This window comes from Pedobacter sp. 01N416 (assembly GCF_056399685.1).
The window spans coordinates 1-1,096 of the sequence record NZ_JBFTRT010000915.1; the positions used below are offsets into that span (position 1 = coordinate 1).

Sequence of the window (1,096 nt, forward strand, 5' to 3'; positions counted from 1 at the left end):
GAATAGGGTTATTTAACATCCTTTTGTTTTAAAACAAGGATTTTAGGAATGAATATTAAATCATTTGTAATGAATTATGAATAGGGTTATTTAACATCCTTTTGTTTTAAAACAAGGATTTTAGGAATGAATATTAAATCATTTGTAATGAATTATGTTAAATGATTTTAGTAGGTGAGCGATAATCAATTTAAACAATTAAACAAACGAATAAATGAACCAGTTTTACAAAATGTAAACTTTGGGAAAGTAATGCATAAATAATGTTATAACACCGGTAGTGACGGACTATTCTGTTTTTTGCCCTTTAGCAAAAGATTCTTGGATGGTGTAATATCCTACTGAAATGATCGACTGGTGGAAAACCGATAGAATTGATAGCAAGGAAAACGATTGTTATTTTTTGATAGTAAACTGAAAATTTAAACTCATAACCGATGAACAGAATATTTTTCCTTTTGGCCCTGCTAACTTTAGTTATTACAAACGCTGATGCCCAGCAGGCAGGAAAAATCGACAATGATACCAGATCTAACAGCCTGATTGCTGCAGCTCCCTTTTTACGGATCACGCCGGGTGCCCGCATTGCTGGTATGGGCAATGCCGGTGTAGCGGTTGAAGCTGATGCCCATTCGGCAGCCATCAATGCCGCATCGATGGCCTATCTGCCCCTGGGATCGACAGGAATAGGTTTAACCTATACCCCATGGATGAGGAATCTGGTGCCGGATATGAACCTTGCCTACCTGAGCAGCTACCACAAGTTRGACGAACGCAATACCATAGGGGCTTCTTTGAGATATTTTTCTCTGGGCGCAGTTAGTCTTACCGATGATAACGCACAGGGATTGGGAACAGCCCATCCAACAGAGTTTGCAGCCGATATCAGCTATGCCAGGAGTTTTGGTGAGGAATTCGCACTCGGTGGCAGTATCCGTTTCATCAACAGTAATCTGTTTACAGGGGCAACAACTTCAGGGGTACAGGCCGGGCCAGGAAGAGCCTTGGCAGCTGATATATCCGGAATCTACCGTACCGGGGTGATGTTGTTCGGAGGGCCTGCAGATTGGTCGATGGGGGTAAATATATCCAACAT

1 protein-coding gene is annotated in these 1,096 nt (G+C 41.4%); it reads left to right on the forward strand.

All coding sequences use genetic code 11. From position 1 onward, the window contains the following. Positions 1 to 437 precede the first annotated feature (437 nt). Positions 438 to 1,096 (forward strand): PorV/PorQ family protein (locus AC1DND_RS28370; protein WP_477586249.1); only part of this gene is annotated, 659 nt, incomplete at its 3' end.